11 protein-coding genes are annotated in these 15,001 nt (G+C 67.7%); 1 reads left to right on the top strand and 10 read right to left on the bottom strand.

Annotation, left to right across the window (positions count from 1 at the left end):
• The 5 genes from AC1DYS_RS11160 to AC1DYS_RS11140 form a co-directional block, all read right to left on the bottom strand.
• Entirely contained in the window at window positions 1-2,463 is a 2,463-nt protein-coding gene (locus AC1DYS_RS11160; RefSeq protein WP_477898948.1) for an efflux RND transporter permease subunit, read from the bottom strand.
• 1 nt (window position 2,464) lies between these two features.
• The gene (locus tag AC1DYS_RS11155) at window positions 2,465-4,114 is read right to left on the bottom strand and encodes a DUF1302 domain-containing protein (protein ID WP_477898946.1); all 1,650 of its coding nucleotides are present in this window, start codon (window positions 4,112-4,114) and stop codon (window positions 2,465-2,467) included.
• 23 nt (window positions 4,115-4,137) lie between these two features.
• Window positions 4,138-5,454, bottom strand: coding sequence for a DUF1329 domain-containing protein (locus tag AC1DYS_RS11150; protein ID WP_477899618.1), 1,317 nt, complete (start codon window positions 5,452-5,454; stop codon window positions 4,138-4,140).
• Between the two features lie 132 nt (window positions 5,455-5,586).
• A complete protein-coding gene (locus AC1DYS_RS11145; protein ID WP_477898944.1) occupies window positions 5,587-6,204 on the bottom strand; it encodes a nitroreductase family protein in 618 nt (205 codons plus the stop codon).
• Between the two features lie 15 nt (window positions 6,205-6,219).
• On the bottom strand, window positions 6,220-7,671 hold the full coding sequence (locus AC1DYS_RS11140) for an aldehyde dehydrogenase family protein (RefSeq protein ID WP_477898942.1): 1,452 nt from the start codon (window positions 7,669-7,671) through the stop codon (window positions 6,220-6,222).
• A gap of 242 nt (window positions 7,672-7,913) precedes the next feature.
• Here AC1DYS_RS11140 and AC1DYS_RS11135 point away from each other — a divergent pair, with 242 nt between their 5' ends.
• Window positions 7,914-8,885, top strand: a complete 972-nt coding sequence (locus AC1DYS_RS11135; RefSeq protein ID WP_477898940.1) for a helix-turn-helix domain-containing protein — start codon at window positions 7,914-7,916, stop codon at window positions 8,883-8,885.
• Window positions 8,886-9,220: 335 nt separating this feature from the next.
• On the opposite strand, the gene AC1DYS_RS11130 is transcribed toward AC1DYS_RS11135, so the two are convergent.
• The 5 genes from AC1DYS_RS11130 to AC1DYS_RS11110 are packed head-to-tail and all read right to left on the bottom strand — an operon-like array spanning window position 9,221 to window position 14,976.
• Window positions 9,221-10,645, bottom strand: a complete 1,425-nt coding sequence (locus tag AC1DYS_RS11130; protein WP_477899616.1) for an NAD-dependent succinate-semialdehyde dehydrogenase — start codon at window positions 10,643-10,645, stop codon at window positions 9,221-9,223.
• Window positions 10,646-10,677: 32 nt separating this feature from the next.
• Window positions 10,678-12,123, bottom strand: coding sequence for an NAD-dependent succinate-semialdehyde dehydrogenase (locus tag AC1DYS_RS11125; protein ID WP_477898938.1), 1,446 nt, complete (start codon window positions 12,121-12,123; stop codon window positions 10,678-10,680).
• Window positions 12,120-12,443 (bottom strand): NIPSNAP family protein, encoded by a 324-nt coding sequence (locus tag AC1DYS_RS11120; RefSeq protein ID WP_477898936.1) that lies wholly within the window; start codon window positions 12,441-12,443, stop codon window positions 12,120-12,122. Before AC1DYS_RS11120 ends, AC1DYS_RS11125 begins: the two co-directional genes overlap by 4 nt.
• Before the next feature lie 20 nt (window positions 12,444-12,463).
• Window positions 12,464-14,098 carry a bifunctional 3-(3-hydroxy-phenyl)propionate/3-hydroxycinnamic acid hydroxylase gene (locus AC1DYS_RS11115; protein ID WP_477898934.1) on the bottom strand — a complete coding sequence of 545 codons (1,635 nt, stop codon included), beginning with the start codon at window positions 14,096-14,098 and terminating at the stop codon, window positions 12,464-12,466.
• Window positions 14,095-14,976: an alpha/beta fold hydrolase gene (locus tag AC1DYS_RS11110; protein ID WP_477898932.1), complete on the bottom strand. Its 882-nt coding sequence runs from the start codon at window positions 14,974-14,976 to the stop codon at window positions 14,095-14,097. Before AC1DYS_RS11110 ends, AC1DYS_RS11115 begins: the two co-directional genes overlap by 4 nt.
• Between the last annotated feature and the right edge of the window lie 25 nt (window positions 14,977-15,001).

Genomic DNA, 15,001 nt, shown 5'->3' with positions numbered 1-15,001 from the left:
TCAGTGGTGCTGCAGGCCGGTCGCCCGGACCGGCTTGCGTCGAGGAAAGAGCCGCTCCAGAAGGACAGCCACCGCAGGCAGCGTCGTCATCGCCATGACCATGTTGACCATGAACATGACGGCGAGAAGCTTGCCCATGTCGGCCTGGAACTTGAGCTGCGAGAAGGACCAGGTAGCTACACCCACGGCCAGGGTGATGGCGGTGAAGATGGTCGCCATTCCAACCTCCAGGATCGCGTGCTCGATCGCCTTGACAATGGGCTGGCCAGCGGCAAGATGCAGCAGCAGGCGGTTGTAGATGTAGAACGCGTAGTCGACTCCGATGCCCACGGCCAGCACCATCACCGGCAACGTCGCGACCGTCAGGCCGATCTGCAGCTCCTTCATGAACCAGTAGCCGATGAAGGTGCCCACGGTCAGCGGCAGACAGCAGGCCACCACCGCGCGCCAATCACGGTAGACCAGGAACACCAGGATCACGATCGCCGCGTAGACGTACATCATCATCGGCAGCTCGCTCTTCTCGACCTCGTCGTCGATCGCGGCCAGCACGCCGGCGTTGCCCGAGGCCAGGCGGACCGTGATGCCGGGCACCACGTTCTGCGCCCGGAACACCTTGACGGCATCGATCACGCGCTGGATGGTCGTGGCCTTGTGGTCGGCCAGGAACAGGTGCACCGCCGTCATGCTGCAATCCTTGCGCATGAGGCCGCGGATGCGCCCGATCTCGGTGGACAAGGCGGCGTAGTTGCCCGCATCGATGGGCACCGTGCTCATCTTCGGGTTGCCCTCGTTGTAGCCCTCGTTGAACAGGCGCAGCTGCGTGGCGTACGAGGAGATGGAGAGCACGCCGGGCACCGGCTGCATGGCCCAGGTGAAGCGGTCCTGGTACAGGCCGACGTTCACGTTCCCGCAGGATGACAGCCCCGGAACGCCCGCTGCGTCGTCGCTCCCCGAGGAGGGCTGCCCGCCTGGGGGCGGCCCGGCGGCGGGCACCGGCGGTGCCTCGAAGATCACCGTGAGCCAGTCCAGCCCGATGTCGTAGCTGGTCGAGATGGCCACCGCATCACGGTTGAAGCGCGCGTCGGCGCGCAGCTCCGGCGCGCCGGGCTGCAGCGTGCCCACCACGCGGTCGCGGCTTTGCCAGACCGCGGTCGCGAAGATGACGGCCGTGACGGCGACGACCGCCACGGCGCGCCGGGGCTCGGCCAGGCGCGCGAGCACGCGCAGCCAGCCGGCGCGGCGCTCGCGCTTGATCACTGCCTTGTCGGCATAGGGCTTGTCGACGTTGAAGTAAGAAGCCGCCACGGGCAGCATGACCAGGTTGGTGACGATCTTGTAGGCCACGCCCAGCGAGGCGGTGATCGCAAGCTCGCGCACCATCGGGATCGGGATCAGCAGCAGCGTGATGAACGACACGAAGGCCGTCACGAGTGCCAGCGTGCCGGGGATCAGCAGGCCGGAGAAGCTGTCGCGGCAGGCGTCGAAGGTGCTGCGCCCGTTCGCGATCTCGCGCACGATGTAGTTGATCTGCTGCACGCCGTGCGAGACGCCGATCGCGAACACCAGGAAGGGAACGAGCACACCCAGCGGATCAAGCCCGTAGCCGAGCAGGCGCAAGGTGCCGAACTGCCAGACCAGCGAGGTGAGCGAGCAGGCGATGGGCAGCAGCGTGAACCGCAATGAGTGGCAGTACCAGTACACGGCCAGCGCGGTGAGCAGCAAGGCGACGGCGCAGAACTTGAGCACCGATTGCGCACCGTCGGCGATGTCGCCGATCTGCTTGGCGAAGCCGATGATCTGGATCTCGAAGTCCGCATCCTCGAACCTGGCCCGCAGCTTCTCCTCCAGCAGGTGGTTGTAGGCGATGTAGTCGATCTTCTGGCCGGTGCTGTCGTACTCGATCAGCTCGGCGCTCACCATCGCGCTGGTGCCGTCGCGCGAGACCAGCGTTCCGACGAAACCGCCCTGGCTCGTGGCCTGCCGGATGGTGGCGATGGTCTCGGGCTTGAGAGCCTCGGGCGTGACGGTGCCGTCGATCAGCGGGTCGGCACGAAAGCCCTCCTCGGTGATCTCGTTGACGAAGCTGTTGGGTGTCCACAGCGATTGAACACCCAGGCGCTCGACGTTGGGCAGGTAACCGACCGCCTGCGTCACCTCGTACAGCCGCTTGAGCGCCACCGCGTTCCAGATGTCACCTTGGCGGGCCTTGACGACGACGGTCAGCCGGTTGGCGCCGAGCACGTCGTCGCGGTACTTCTGGAACGTGGCGATGTACTCGTGGCCGATCGGCATCTGCTTGTCGAAGCCGGCGTCCATGCGCAGCTGCGCGGCGAACCAGCCCATTCCCAGCGTGAACAGGATCAGCGTTAGCAGGATCGCGCGCCGGTGGGCGAACGCCAGCACCTCGACCCACGCAACGGCGCGGGTCAGCAGGTTGTCGGAAGCGGTGGGATGGGTCACTTCAGAAGTTGCGAGAGAGCGTCAGGCCGACGAAGTCACGATCGCGCAGCGGCTGGTCGAACACACGGCTGCCGCCGAGGAAGCGGGCGTAGTTCACCGAGGCCTGCCAGTTGGCGGGGTTCTGCACGAAGTTCACGATGAAGTTGACCGACTTGGCGCCTTCCATGAACAGCGCCACACCGTTGGGTGTGCGCCCCTTGACGGCCTGGAAGTAGTAGATCTCCGGTGTGACCTGCCAGCCCGGGATCAGCGTGCCGTCGTACGTCCAGCTGAAGTCGAAGTTGTAGCCCCACGAGGTCCTGGTGCCGACGGCCTCCGGCGTGCCGGCGGGATCGAACTCCTGGCCCCAGCCCCATGCGCCCGCGGAGACGGGGTCACCTGCGTACGTGGGCTGCAGCCGCGGATAGCGGATCACCACGGCTTCGGCCATCAGCGTGGCGGTGTCGGCGCCCAGCGCCTTCAGGACGTAGCCGGCGGTGTTGGGTGTGATGCTCAGCAGCCCGGTCAGGTGCCATTGCAACTTCTTCTCGTCGACCCAGCAGTCGCCGTTCTGCGACGAGCAGCCGCTGACCGCGGAGTTCAACGACACGGCGTCCTTCGGGCGGTAAGACAGTTCCGTGCCGATGGCCCAGTCGCCGACGGGCAGGTTGGCACTCAGGCCGTACATGCGCCGGTTCTCTGCATAGCGCCATCCGATCACGCCAGCGCCGCCAGCACTGATGCTGAAGTTCGGCGCCTTGTCGTGGTAGTTCATCGCGAACGCCCCGAGGTTCAGCTGCGTGCCCTCGGGTTGCCAGCGCAGCGCGGCGCCCCACTGGCCGCCGTCCCTGGGTTTTTCCTCGACCAGACCGTAGGCGTCATGGCCCTTGCCCAGGCCATTGGCCACCGACCAGTAGCTGCCGGTGGGCGGCAGGTAGTTGCCGTTCCATTTCGCCTGCACGTAGGCCTCGGCGTTGAAGCCCTTGCCCAGACCGGTGGCCACGCTGGCGATCGGCGCCGGCAGGAACACCTCCTTGAGTTGCGTGCCCGGCTGCGACAGGCGCATCACGTCGATCGCGTTGGTGCTGTTGATGCCACCCGGCAGGAACAGGCTTTCGCCCCAGCTGATGACCTGGTTGCCCACACGCACGCGGCCCTGCTGGTCACCCACCTGGAAGCCCTTGCTGACCCACAGGTCGAGCACGCGCGCCTTGAAGCGCAGGTCCTTGCGCGCATCGTCGGCCAGGCCATCGGTGAGCGTCGGCGGCGTCGTGGCGCTGAGATGGCCGGTGGTCGAGGTGGACGAGAAGTCCCTGACCCAGTTCACGCGCCCGAGGAAGGTGACCTCGCTCGGCATCTTCAGCAGCAGTTCGTGGCTGCCCTTGAGGTAGGTGGTGAAACGGTCGCCTTTGCCGTAGTTCAGGTTGCCCTGGTCGCCCAGCGCGGAAGTTGGCGCGAGGCAGCCTGCCGGCGCGCCTGTGCCGCTGGCGCCTGAGACCACCAGGTTGCAGTCCGGGTCCTTCATGCGGATGCCCGTACCTGTGGTGAGGGTCGAATCGAAGTTGCCGCGCCCCCCTTCGAACTCGAACGTGAGGGCCTGGGCGGCGGTGCCGGCGAGCGCACCGAGGGCCACGACCGTTGCCTTGAGGGCAAGGCCTGAAGTCTTGTTCATTTGCTGGTCTCCGCTCGAAGTGATCAGCGCTCGCTGATGGAACGCAGGTTGTCGGCGGTGTAGAAACCGGCCTTGTAGCGAGAGCCGTTCGGCTCGGTCGCCCAGCGGATGTCGGCGCCTGTTCCGACCGTGTGCGAGTCGAACACGTAGCGCCCTTCGGCCACGTTGTACTGGACCATCGCCATGACGTCGCAGGTACCGGTCTCGAACACCGGGATCGTGAAGCCCTCGCGCAGCTTGGCGAGTTTTCCCTGGCCGTCGAAGTCGTCCATCATCACCGGCGCCCAGCTGTCTTCGTCGAGGTAGATCGTGCGCTTGGGCGCGGAGTGCCGCATGCCGGCCTTGACGGTCGCCTCGACCACCCACACGCGGTGCGCCTCGTATCGGCGGTGGCTGGGCGCGATGAAATCGGGGCCAGCGACGTCTTCGAACCTGGCCTTGAAGTCGTGCCCGCCGAAGTTGTTGTAGGGAACGATCAGTTCCTTCTTGCCCACCAGCTTCCAGTCGAAGCGGTCGAGAGCGCCATTGAAGACGTTCGGCTCGTCCAGCGTGTACTGGTTCTCCATGCCGATCTGCGGCGAGTCGTGCGAGTACGTCGGCATGCGGCGCACACGGCGCTGGCCGGGGAAGTAGTAGAAGGTCTCGTTCTCGGCCTGGTCGATGTACTGCGTGATCGCCAGGGCCTGGCCCGCCAGCGCGGTGGGTGCGCTGTAGCCGAAGTACACATAGAACTCCACCGGCGGATACGACGACAGCGCGTGCGAGCCCTTGGCGCCGGTGGGGATGAACAGCGTCTGCTCCGAGTCGGCACGAATCCACTCCGTGCTGCCGCGGCGTGGCGAGACGGCCGTGATCGTCTTCTTGAAGTCGATGCCCACGCCGCGGTAGCGCAGCTTGGCGTTCCACATCGCCACCACACCGTTGGACGGCACAGGGAACGGGTAGCCGGGAACGGTGGCTTCCTTCAGGCTCCAGCCGTCGGCCGACAATTTGGCGGTGCCCACGTTCTTGCGCGTGTTCGCCGCCACGAAGTCCGGCACGCCGCAGGTGCGCCGCGACGGATAGACGTCCATGCGATAGCCCTTGACCTGCTTGAGCACCGAGAGCTGTCCGGCCGAGAGCTTGTCGGCGTACTTGTCAACCGATGCGGCATCGATGCTGTAGAGCGGCTTGTCGTCCTTGTACTTCCAGTGGTCGCGGCGCAGCTTGCCCCACTCGTAGCCGGGCAGCGGGGCGACGGCGCCCTCCCAGGCCGGGATGCTGCCATCGCTCGTGCCTTCCTTTGTCGCGCCCGAAGGGGTCAGCTTGTCGAGCTGCGAGACGTCGGCCGCAGCGGCCATCTGCGCGCTCGCGCACAGGCCGATGAGGAAGGCGCCGAATCGCCGGAAGCGGCGGACGCTCGAGCGTTGGGAAGCACGGTGTGGCATGTGATGGATCTCCGAGGTGCGAAGCAGGTGGGGTTGGGGGTGTCGCTAGACGATGTCGAGCACGTCCGGCACCGGGCGCCGCGGCTTGCGCGGCCAGTTGCCGGGAACAGGACGGCCGACGGTGACAAGCAGCGCGGGAATCTCGTCGGGGCCGAGATCGAAGCCGGTGCGGACCTGGTCAGGGTCGAAGCCGATCATTGGCCCGCTGACCAGTCCCATCGCCTGCGCCGCCAGCATCAGCGTCATCGCGGCGAGCGAGGCCGACCGGATGGCTTCGTCGCGCTGCATCTGCGTGTTGTCGGCATAGCCGCGGGTCGCGCTGCCGACCACCGCGTCGACCGTCGCAGCATCGGCGTGCCCGGCATTGACGAAGGGCTGCCACGCTTCGCCCAGGGCGAGGTGGGGGTTCAGCCGCCCGCAGACGATGAAGGTGACAGAGGCCTCCTCCACCTTCTTCTGCCCGTAGGCCATGACGCACAGGCGCGACTTCTGCGCCGGCGTGCGCACGGCGACGAAGCGCCAGTTCTGGAAGTTGTAGGCGCTGGGCGCCTGGCTGGCGTAGCACACGAGTTCTTGGATCGTCGCGTCGTCGATCGCGTGCGACGGATCGAAGCGGTTGATCGAAGTGCGTTCAACGATCAGGTTCAGGGTGGGATGGGTCATCTCGGGGTCCGGGGCTCAGGGCAGAAGCAGCGTGATGACCTTCTCTTCGGTGTAGGCCAACGCACCGGAGATCCCGCCCTCGCGGCCGATGCCGCTGGTCTTGAGCCCACCCCAGGGCAGATTGGCGTCCAGCGGGCTCCAGCAGTTCACGCCCACCGCGCCAACCTCCAGCGCATGCGCCACCTTGTGCGCACGCGTCACGCTGGACGTCCACACCGTGGCCGCCAGGCCGTAGCGCGAGTCGTTGGCCAATTCGACAGCCTGCTCGTCGGTCTCGAACTCGATGATGGTTCCGACCGGCCCGAAGATCTCTTCGCGCGCGATGGTCATCGCGTTGTTCGCGCCGGCAAAAATGGTCGGCTGGACGAAGTAACCCTTGGCCGGCGCAGCCACGCCGCCTGCCAGCAGTTGCGCGCCTTCGCGGATGCCGGCCTCGATGTAGCGGTTGACGCGCTCCTGCTGCGCCTTCTTGGCCAGCGGGCCCATCTGCACTCCCGGCTGCGTGGGGTCGCCCACCTTCACCGAACGTGCCGCTTCGGCCAGCGCAGCAGCAAAACGCTGCGCGATGCCCTTCTGCACAAGAATGCGCGAGCCCGCCGCGCAGACCTGGCCCTGGTTGACGAAGATGCCCGCTGCGCAGCCTCGCAGTGCGTCGTCGAACGAGGCGTCGTCGAAGACGATCTGCGGGCTCTTGCCACCCAGCTCCAGCGCCACGCGCTTGAACAGCGGGCCGGCGATCCGCTGAATCTCGCGGCCGGCTTCGGGGCTGCCGGTGAAACTGATCTTGTCGACCAGCGGGTGCTCGCACAACGCGCGTCCCACCACTTCGCCCAGGCCGGTCACCACGTTGACCACGCCATCCGGGATGCCAGCCTCCTGGCACAGCGCGGCCAGGTGCAGCGCCGACTGCGGCGTTTCCTCGGAGGGCTTGATCACCACCGTGCAGCCTGCCGCCAGCAGCGCGGCCAGCTTCCAGGTGGTGATCATCAGAGGGGAGTTCCACGGCACGATCGCGCCGACCACGCCGATCGGCTCGCGCAGCGTGTACGACAGCGTCGGCATGCCCATGTAGCCGCCGTTGGGGATGGTGCGCCCTTCCAGCGCGTTCGCCCACCCGGCCGCAGCGCGCAGGTTCGCCACCGCATTCGGCACGTCCATCATCCGCGGCTCCATCGGCGAGCGGCCGATGGCTTGCGCGTCCATGTCGGCCAGGCGCTCGGTGTCGCGCAGCACCAGGTCGGCCAGCCGATGCAGCAGCAGACCGCGCTGCGCGCCGGTGAGCTTGCTCCAGACACCGCGCTTGAGCTGTTGGCGGGCCGCCTTGGCGGCGCGATCCACGTCGGCTGCGGTGCCGCGCGCTGCGGTGCCGTACTGCGCTTCGTTGACCGGGTTGACCAGCGCCATGCGGGCACCGTCGGACGATTCGACCGCCGCGCCTTCGATGAAGTGTTGGAGAGAGTGATTCATGCCTGTCCTGAAAAATGGGATCTGGGCGAACGTCGCTTCCCGTGATCGAGGGATGCCTCGGTGCGAAGAGTCGCTCGGCCCGGACGCCATTTCAGATCCGCAAGCCCCTGCGCCGTTAGCCCAAATCAGCAGGTCCGCGGCCAGGTGCCAACGGGGCGGGTTTCCTCGCATCCCCCTGAGGATCGACCGTTGCACAATTCTTGCAATCCGCATATGCGGGATTTGCGGATATCACCATCATGATGCTCAAAGTCGAACATTTCGAAGATGTGCACCTTCATGCAGCGTCGGTGCACGAATGGGAGCAGACCTACAGCCAGCTATCGCCCGGACTGGCGTGCAGCTCGCTGTGCCAGATCAACGGAAAGCGATTCCAGTTCTTCCGGGAGCGGATCAACCAGCGCCTGGTCCAGCACGGGCAGGCACCGCGCGACCGCGTGTGCTTCGCGCTACCGCTATCGCTGCCGGGCACCGCGCGCCTGCAGGGCCGCGAGGCCGACGACCGCAGCATCTTCATCCTCAACGGCGGTGACGAATTCCTGTTCCACATGCCGCAGGGCCTGGACATGCTGTCGATCACTTTCGACCGCGAGACCTTCGAGAGGGAGTTGGAGAACTCGCCCTGGAGCGGTGAATTCAGGCAGTGGCTGCGCCAGCCGGTGCTGCGCGTGCCCGAGCGCCGCCTGGCCCAGTGCCGCGAGCGCCTGCTCTGCCTGCTCACCCGATCGGTAGACGACGTCAACGGCGGTGCCGCGGCGGGGCAGGCCGAAGACGAACTCGAGCGCGACCTGCTGGAGGAACTGACCTGCCTGCTCGCCGACCCCGGCTTCGACCGCAGTCAGCGGCTCACCAGTTCGCCGGGCAGCTACATCGTGGAGAAGTGCCACCAGATGACACTCTCGGAGCGCCAGGCGCCGCCTTCGGTCATCGAACTGTGCGACCGCCTGCGCATCAGCCGCCGCACCGTGCAGAACAGTTTTCGCGCCGTCACGCAGACCACGCCGGTGAACTACATCCGCTGCATCCGACTGAACGGCGTGCGGCGCGAACTGCTCGGCACGCACGCCAGCGAAACCTCCATCGGCGACGCAGCCAGCCGCTGGGGCTTCTTTCACCTGAGCCATTTCGCGTCCGATTACCACACGCTGTTCGGCGAGCTGCCCTCGCAGACCCGCCGTGCCGGCGCAGCCAGGGCCTGGGCCAACGCAGCCTGAGGGAATGGCTGATCCCCCGAGCCGCGGCAGCGCGGCTCGGGCCAGCCCTATTTCAGTTCATGTGGGCGTCCCGCACCACCCGACGCCAGCGTTGCGACTCCTGAGTGAGCCTGTGCCGGAACTCGTCCGGCGTACCACCGGCGGTGCGCACGCCCCGGTGGAGAGGTCCGTCGAGCCGCCGGGTTCGAACGAGACGACGAGCGTGATCGCCCGGGTCAGGTAGGCTTGCGTCGCGGCCGGAAAGAACGCGCTGGCGACGAGTGCGGTCATCAAGCTCAGCGAGCGGCGACGTCGTCTTCCACGAACGCTGCGAGCCAGTCTCGGATGGCGCCGCATCATGTGATCCCCATGCACAGGTATTTCAGCTGCAGGTATTCGTCGATGCCGTGGCGCGAGCCTTCGCGCCCGTAGCCGCTCTGCTTGACGCCACCGAAGGGGGCCACTGCCGTGCTGATGATGCCGCTGTTGATGCCCACCATGCCGTACTCGAGCCGGCGCGACACGCGCCACGCTCGTGCCAGGTCGCGGCTGTAGAAGTACGCAGCAAGGCCAAACTCGGTGTCGTTGGCCATGCGCACCGCCTCCTCTTCGGACTTGAAGCGGAACAGCGGCGCCACCGGGCCGAAGATCTCCTCGCGCGCGAGCTTCGCCTGCGGGCTCACGTCGGCCAGGAGCGTGGGCTCGTAGAACGTGCCGCCGAGCGCGTGGCGCCGACCGCCGGTGAGCAGGCGCGCGCCCTGGGCCAGCGCGTCGGCCACCAGTTCCTCGACCTTGGCCAGCGCCGCGGCGTCGATCAGCGGGCCTTGGACCACGCCGGGCTCGGTGCCGTCACCGACCTTGAGTGCCTTGACCGCGACGGCCAGCTTCTCGGCGAAGGCATCGGCCACGGCGTCCTGCACCAGGATGCGGTTGGTGCACACGCAGGTCTGGCCGGTGTTGCGGTACTTCGACGCGATGACACCTTGCACCGCTGCGTCCAGGTCGGCATCGTCGAACACGATGAAGGGCGCGTTGCCGCCCAGTTCGAGCGAGAGTTTCTTCAGCGTGGGTGCACATTGCGCAGCCAGCGTGCGGCCCACCTCGGTGGAGCCGGTGAACGAGAGCTTGCGCACCACCGGGCTGCGGGTGAGTTCGCTGCCGATGGCTGCGGCGCTGCCGGTGATCACCTGAAACACGCCACCCGGAATGCCCGCTTGCTCGGCCAGCTTGGCCAGCGCCAATGCCGACAACGGCGTCTGCGACGCCGGCTTGACGATGATGGTGCAACCGGCCGCCAGCGCAGGCGCCACCTTGCGCGTGATCATCGCAGCCGGGAAGTTCCACGGCGTCACGGCCGCGCACACGCCTACCGGCTCCTTCACGGCAATGAGTTGCCGGTCGGCCCAGGGCGACGGAATGACGTCGCCGTACACGCGCCGCGCTTCCTCGGCAAACCACTCGATGTACGACGCGGCATAGGCGATCTCGCCACGCGCTTCGCCCAGCGGCTTGCCCTGCTCCAGCGTCATGATGAGCGCGAGCTCCTCCTGCTGCCCCATCACCAGGTCGGCCCAGCGCCGCAACAGCCGTGCGCGTTCGTCGGCGGAGCGGTCGCGCCACGGGCCGAGCGCGCGCTCGGCGGCGGCGATCGCCTGGCGCGTCTCGTCGGCGCCGCACTTGGGCACGACACCCACCAGTTCACCGTTGGCGGGGTTGTGAACGGGAATGGTCGCGCCGTCGGCCGCATCGACCCAGCGGCCATCGAGCCAGCACTGCGCCATCAACAAGGTGAAGGTCTGTGTCACGGATTTACTCAGTTCATCTGCGTCACGAACTTGGTGACGAGGTAGGTGTCGAAAGTCTCGGTGCCGCCTTCGCTGCCGAAGCCGCTGTCCTTGATGCCGCCGAACGGAATCTCGGACGGTGCCATGCCGAAGTGGTTGATGTTCACCATGCCGGCCTCCAGCAAGGTGGCCAGTCGGTGCGAGTCGCGGTTGGAGCTCGTGAAGCCGTAGGCCGCCAGCCCGAAGGGCAGGCTGTTGGCGGTGGCGATCGCCTCGTCGAGGTCGTCGAAGGGCACGATCCCCGCCAGCGGGCCGAAGGGCTCCTCGCACATCAGCTTGCTGCCGGGCCTCGGGTTCAGCACCACGGTTGGCTCGAAGAAGTTGCCGCGTTCGCCGATGCGCTGGCCGCCGGTGAGCAGTTCGCCGCCGGTGGCGCGCACGTCGTCGGCGAAGGCCTGCATCTCGGCCAGGCGCCGCCCGCTGGCCACCGGGCCCATCGTGATGCCCGGCTCGAGGCCCGAGCCGACGCGAACCGCACGCACGCGCTCGAGAAAGCGCGCGGTGAAGCGCTCGAGCACCGGCCGCTGTACCAGGAAGCGCGTCGGCGAGATGCACACCTGGCCGGCGTTGCGGAACTTGTACGGGGCCAGCAGGTCGGCCGCGCGGTCCACGTCGGCATCGGCGCAGACGATCACCGGCGCGTGGCCGCCCAGCTCCATCGTCATGCGCTTCATGTGCTGGCCAGCCAGCGCCGCGAGCTGCTTGCCCACCGGCACCGAACCGGTGAACGAGATCATGCGCACGACCGGCGACTCGATGAGCTGGCGCGAGATCTCGTCGGCTGCGCCCCACACCACGTTCAGGCAGCCCGGCGGCAAGCCGGCGTCGTGAAACAGACGCGCGAGCGCGCACACCGCACTGGGTGCATCGGCGGGGCCCTTGAGGACCAGCGTGCAGCCGCTGGCCAGCGCGGCGACGATCTTGCGCAGCGCCTGGTTGAACGGAAAGTTCCACGGCGCAAACGCGGCGCACACGCCGATGGGTTCGCGCAGCACCATCTGGCGCACCTCGGGCAGGCGCGGCGGGATCACGCGGCCGTAGATGCGGCGGCCTTCCTCCGCATGCCACTCGGCGTGTTCGGCCGTGCCGTTGACCTCGCCGATGGCCTCGGCCAGCGGCTTGCCCTGGTCAAGCGTGATGTTGCGGCCGATGGCCTCGGCGCGCTCACGCATCAGCGCCGCGACGCGGCGCAGGATCTCCGAGCGCTTCAGCGGCGACTCGTGGCGCCAGCTCCGAAAGGCCCGCTCGGCCGCGGCGATCGCGCGGGTCACGTCATCGCGGTTGCCGCGCGGCAGCTGACCGAGCACGCTGCCGTCGGCCGGGTTCAACACCGGCTGCGAGGGCCCGTTGCCGACGCCGATGAACTCGCCGTCGATGTACTGGATGAGGGTTTCGTAAGCTTGGGCAGCGGTCATCGCGTGGCCTCCTTCTTCGGAGCCACTGCGGGGAGCAGGAGCGTGTTCTCCTGCTTCACCACGAGGTGGCGGATCTTGCCGCGGAAGATCTTGAACTCGGCGTCGCCCATCAGCTCGGTGCGGCGGCGGGTGCGCTCGTCCATCGAGTCGAAGGACCAGAAGTACACCAGCTGGTTGAGTTCGCCGATGTCGCGCGTGTAGTAGCCGAGCATGTTGCCGAGGATCCGTTCCTGCGCGGCGCGGCCACACTCTTCGTAGATCAAGATGTACTCGGCCGTGCCGCCGGGCACGAGTGAATAGATGCGTTGTTCGACGAACATGGCGGGCCTCGGTCTCGGTCTCAGGCCGCCAGGCGCTCGTCGCGCGGCGGCTCACAGGTGAAGGCGCTGAACTGGCGCGTCACCTCGGCCAGGTCGGCGGCGCCGCACTGGGCCGCGATGTAGCGGTCCGGGCGCAGCACGAGCACGTTGCCCGGGTGGGCATGGATCCAGTCGGAGAAGTGGTTGTCCACGTCTTCGACGCAGGTGGTGCCGTGCATGGAACTCTCTCTCACACCCGGCGCACTGCCGCAGCGGGCGCGGTCGATGCGCACGAAGCGCGCGCCCAGCGCCTGCCAGCGGGCGCGGTCGACGTCGCTGAGCGCTGCCTGCGGGTCAGTTTGCCAGCCGATCACCGCGAACCACGGGCCCAGCACGTCGTCGAGCTTGCGGCGTGTACCGCGCGCGTCTTCGACGTCGGGCTGGATCAGCATGCGGCCCACCATCGGCGAGCCCGGCTGCTTCACGATCACGCCCTGCTCGTACTTCGGCATGGGCTTGAAGCGCATCTGCAGCACGTAGTTCTTCACGCCGGGCATCAGCCGCACGGCGGAGAAGAAGCGGTCGCGCAGCCAGGCTTTCAGGCGGCTGGTGGGCATCAGCATCGCGCCGAAGACGTCGGCCAGGTCGATCATGGCCTTGGCGTGGCGGTAACGCTCCTCGTGGTAGCTCTGCAGCACCGACGGCTGCAGGCGGCCTTGCACGATGCCGGCCAGCTTCCACGCGAGGTTGCCCACGTCGCGCAGGCCGGCGTTCAGGCCCTGGCCGATCCACGGCGGCGACAGGTGGGCCGCATCGCCGACCAGCGCGACGCGGCCGACGACGAAGCGGTCGGCCACGCGCGAGTGGTGGGTGTAGGTGCGCGCGCGCACGATCTCCACCGCCTGCGGGTCCGTCACGTAGGGCGCAAGCAGCCGGCGCACGGAGTCGGGCGAGGCGATGGCCTGCTCGTCCTCGTGCGCGAAGACCATGAACTCCCAGCGCCGATAGCCAAACGGCAGGTAGATGCACACGTTGGGCCGGCGCGGGTCGCAGTTCAGCGCGGTGTAGGGTGCATCCAGCGGCGCGTTGCGCACGTCGACGACGAGCCACTTGATGGAGTGCGTCTTGCCCAGCAGCTTCACACCCAGCATTTCGCGCAGGCGACTGCGCCCGCCGTCGGCGGCCACGCAGTAGTCGCAGCGCAGCACGGCGGGCTGGCCAGCGGCATCGCGCACCTGCAGCGTCACGCCGGTCTCGTCTTGCGCGAGGCCGGTGACCTCCTCGCCAAGGCGCAGCTCCACGTTCGGGTAGCGCGCCAGCCCGCCACGCAGCGTCTTCTCGGCGATCTGCTGCATGAAGATGTTGCGGCGCCACCAGCCGAACTCTCTGGTCGAGGCACGGATGTCGGCGAAGCAGCGGCCGTCGGTGCGGAACATGCGCAGCGGCACGTTCGGGATCATGTTTTCGAGCAGCGGCTCGGCCAGCCCCACGGCCTGGAACAGGCGCAGCGCTTCGTCGTCCATGCCCACGGCGCGGGGGTACTCGACGATCTCGCGTTCGCGTTCGATCACCACCGTTTGCACGCCGTAGGCGCCCAGCAGGTTGGCCAGTGCGATGCCGTTGGGGCCGCCGCCGACGATGGCGACGTTCGCGCGCGGCGCCGTGGTCCCGCTCATCGCGCGCGGCGGCCGGCCCAGCCGGCCAGTTCAGGGTCGGCCAGGTAGGCGTGCAGCACGGCTTCGAAGCCGGCGAGGTTGTCGTCGTGCACGTAGTGGCTGGCGTCGGGCACGTCCACGAGCCGGATCATCGGATTTCGCAGCACCATCGCACGCGCCGTCTCGGCGGTCAGGAAGTCAGATCGCGCACCGTGCAGCAGCAGAGTCGGCAGGCGCAGCGACTCGACATGCGGCCACAGGTCGACCAGTTGCTGCGGCGTGGCAGCCAGTCGCGCCGCGGTGATGCCCTCGGCATCGTGGCGCCAGACGACGGTGCCATCATCGGCCCGCTTCATCGAGTGCTGCACACGCGCCGCGATGGCCGCATCCGGCACGTTGGGCCGCTGGCTGCGCCAGAACGCGGCAGCCTCGTCCCAAGAGGCGAATTGCGCAGGTGTGGCGAGCAGCTCGCGCCGGATGCGCTCGGCACCCACACCACCGGCCGAGGCGCCCGGCCCCATGTCCTCGATCACCAGGCCCGCCAGGCGATCAGGGTGCCCGCCGGCATAGACGAATGCGTTCGAACCGCCCATTGAATGGCCGAGCAGAACGAAGCGCGCGAGACCCAGGTGGTCGACCAGGGCATCGAGGTCGCGCACGTAATGCTCGGTGTAGTAGCGGTGCTGCGGGTCCCAGTCACTCTCGCCGCGGCCGCGCTGGTCCAGCGCGATGATGCGAAAGCGGTCGGCCAGCGGCAGCGCCACGGGCTCCCAGGTGTAGGCGAAGCTGCGCAGGCCGTGCAACGCGATGATGGCCGGTGCATCCGCAGCACCCCATTCGACGTAGCGCAGCCGCAGCCCTTCGCTGTAGATCCAACCTTCTCGTGCGTGCGTGGCCATGCTCGTGCTCCCGTGGCGCGAAGGT

Source organism: Rhizobacter sp. P2_G4 (assembly GCF_056403575.1).
This window is presented reverse-complemented; position numbering and strand designations above follow the sequence as displayed.

What these genes read in the sequence shown, in the direction of transcription:
- AC1DYS_RS11155 (WP_477898946.1), bottom strand. Translation starts at nt 4,114, where the DNA reads ATGAACAAGACTTCAGGCCTTGCCCTCAAGGCAACGGTCGTGGCCCTC.
- AC1DYS_RS11150 (WP_477899618.1), bottom strand. Translation starts at nt 5,454, where the DNA reads ATGGCCGCTGCGGCCGACGTCTCGCAGCTCGACAAGCTGACCCCTTCG.
- AC1DYS_RS11145 (WP_477898944.1), bottom strand. Translation starts at nt 6,204, where the DNA reads ATGACCCATCCCACCCTGAACCTGATCGTTGAACGCACTTCGATCAAC.
- AC1DYS_RS11140 (WP_477898942.1), bottom strand. Translation starts at nt 7,671, where the DNA reads ATGAATCACTCTCTCCAACACTTCATCGAAGGCGCGGCGGTCGAATCG.
- AC1DYS_RS11135 (WP_477898940.1), top strand. Translation starts at nt 7,914, where the DNA reads ATGCTCAAAGTCGAACATTTCGAAGATGTGCACCTTCATGCAGCGTCG.
- AC1DYS_RS11130 (WP_477899616.1), bottom strand. Translation starts at nt 10,645, where the DNA reads ATGGCGCAGTGCTGGCTCGATGGCCGCTGGGTCGATGCGGCCGACGGC.
- AC1DYS_RS11125 (WP_477898938.1), bottom strand. Translation starts at nt 12,123, where the DNA reads ATGACCGCTGCCCAAGCTTACGAAACCCTCATCCAGTACATCGACGGC.
- AC1DYS_RS11120 (WP_477898936.1), bottom strand. Translation starts at nt 12,443, where the DNA reads ATGTTCGTCGAACAACGCATCTATTCACTCGTGCCCGGCGGCACGGCC.
- AC1DYS_RS11115 (WP_477898934.1), bottom strand. Translation starts at nt 14,098, where the DNA reads ATGAGCGGGACCACGGCGCCGCGCGCGAACGTCGCCATCGTCGGCGGC.
- AC1DYS_RS11110 (WP_477898932.1), bottom strand. Translation starts at nt 14,976, where the DNA reads ATGGCCACGCACGCACGAGAAGGTTGGATCTACAGCGAAGGGCTGCGG.